The following is a 2,374-nucleotide window of genomic DNA, read 5'->3' on the forward strand; positions in this document are numbered from 1 at the left end:
AACTTATATAATTTTCAAAGAGCGAGCAATTCTATGAAAAATCAAGCTATTTTTTCATATCAGCTTAACAGATTCTAAAAAAAATAATTATGTTAATAATATTTTTATACATACTTTTATTAATGTATCTCAATAACTGTCTTCACTAAATTTTATGCTAATAAAAATAAAATATAACTGCCTTTAAACAACAGTTATACTTTATTTCAACATACTACATATTAATTATAGTAATATATCTACATTATATTCTCTTAACCAAGTATCCACTTGGATTAAATATGCAATCATTTGTGGTCCAGTCATAAGTTGTCCAAACCAAGGTGTCTTATATGCCTCTCCTTTTGTGTCCACTATTTCTTGAACCTTATCCTTATTTATTATTTGAAGTATAGGTGATGTTTTATCATTTAATATTTCATCCATTATACTGCAAACAATTTTAGTATAAATAGGATTATGAGTCTTTGGATATGGACTCTTCTTTCTATATACTATTTCATCAGGAAGTATACCTACTAATGCTCTTCTTAATAGTCCCTTTTCTCTTCCATCTAAAAGTTTTACATCTACTGGTAAATTAAAAGCATAATCTACAATTCTATAATCTGCAAAAGGAACTCTAACTTCTAAGCTATTATACATACTTGATCTATCTTTTCTATTTAATAAATTAACCATAAACCACTTCAAATTTAGATAAAATAACTCTCTCATTCTATAAGTCTTCTTATCTTCATTATCTAAATGTGGTACTTCTTTTAAAGTCTTCAAGTACTCTTCGTTTGTAAGCTCTTCAATTTTAATATTTTTAAGATTATCATTTAGAATTGTCTTTCTCTCACCAACAGATCTTGACCATGGAAAAGTATTAGCATTTATCATTTCCTCATGAGTAAACCATGGATAACCAGCAAATAATTCATCCGCACACTCTCCTGATAACCCAACAACAAAATCTTTTCTAATTTCCTTACAGAATAACAAAAGTGATGAATCTACATCAGCCATACCTGGTAAATCTCTGCTAAATGTAGCTTCTCTTAACGCATGTGCTAAATCTTCTTGCTTTAATAAAACAGTTCTATGATCACTATCTATAAATTTAGCCATTCTCTCTGCAAAATATTGATCTGAAGTTGGTTGAAATAATGAAGCTTTAAAATATTTATCATTACCTTCATAGTCTATTGAATAAGTTGTTAGCCTTTTTCCTTTTTCCTTAAAATCTTCAGCTGCTATTGCTGATATTGCTGATGAATCTAATCCACCTGATAAGAAAGTGCAAACTGGAACATCTCCTACCAATTGCCTTCTTATAGCATCAATCAATAGTTGTCTAACATGACTTACTGATTCATCAGTTGTCTCATTTAATTCTCTAGCTTCAACCTTCCAATACTCCCATACCTTCATATTATCATTTGTTATTAACATACAATTTGCTGGAGCTATTTCATTTATTCCTTTATATACTGCACTTCCTGGTGATACTGCTGGGCCTAACGCAAAAAGCTCTGTTAATCCATCTCTATCAATTTCTGCTTTTACTGATGGATGTGCAAGTACTGTCTTAATTTCTGATCCAAAAACTAGTGTACTTCCCTTTTTAGAATAAAATAATGGTTTAACCCCCATGGGATCTCTAGCTAAAAACACTTGTTGCTTATCCTCATCATATATAGCAAATGCAAATATTCCATTTAATTTTTTTATAGCATCTATTCCCCAAGCAATATATGATGTTAATAATACCTCTGTATCTGAGTAAGAATCAAAAGTAAAGTCTTCATCTAATAACTCTTTTCTTAAATCTTCAGTATTATATAATTCTCCATTATAAACTATAACGTATTTTTTTCCTCTTACAATTTTAATCATTGGTTGCTTACCACCATCAGGATCAACAACTATCAACCTTCTATGTCCTAATAAAACATTCTCAGATTCATATAATCCCTCACTATCTGGGCCTCTTCGCTCTAAAGTCTTTACCATATCGCAAAGTATCTTTCTCTTTCCTCTTAAATTTACATTAAAGTCTACCATTCCAGCTATTCCACACATAATTTCACCTTCTCATTAAATTCATACTATAAAATATGACAAAACCTGTTTTTTAGTGAAACCTTGAAATAAATTGCGAAGGAATTTAACCTTTTTGAACTAGCGAAGCAATGTTCAAAAAACTTACCTGGCCGTAAGGCCCTTAACTATAAATTTTTCATTAAGTTAGTTTTCAATTTAGCAAAGTAAAAAGGAGCAACTAATGTTGCTCCTTTTCACTTTGCTAAATGCAGACTGTTGACAAAGTGTCAACAGTCTTTAATTTTATACAAATATGTAATATAATATAAAATATATTAATTTATTA

The 2,374-nt window shown here is 29.5% G+C and carries 1 protein-coding gene; it reads right to left on the bottom strand.

The window, feature by feature from the left end; genetic code table 11:
- Positions 1 to 225 precede the first annotated feature (225 nt).
- Positions 226 to 2,067: an asparagine synthase (glutamine-hydrolyzing) gene (gene asnB, locus HCG76_RS18820; protein WP_221701794.1), complete on the bottom strand. Its 1,842-nt coding sequence runs from the start codon at positions 2,065 to 2,067 to the stop codon at positions 226 to 228.
- Between the last annotated feature and the right edge of the window lie 307 nt (positions 2,068 to 2,374).

This window comes from Clostridium sp. K13, from assembly GCF_019734195.1.
In the GTDB taxonomy this organism is placed as follows: domain Bacteria; phylum Bacillota; class Clostridia; order Clostridiales; family Clostridiaceae; genus Clostridium.

Bases quoted from the DNA above. Each gene is read 5' to 3' on its own strand.
- asnB (WP_221701794.1), bottom strand. From the start codon at position 2,067: ATGTGTGGAATAGCTGGAATGGTAGACTTTAATGTAAATTTAAGAGGA.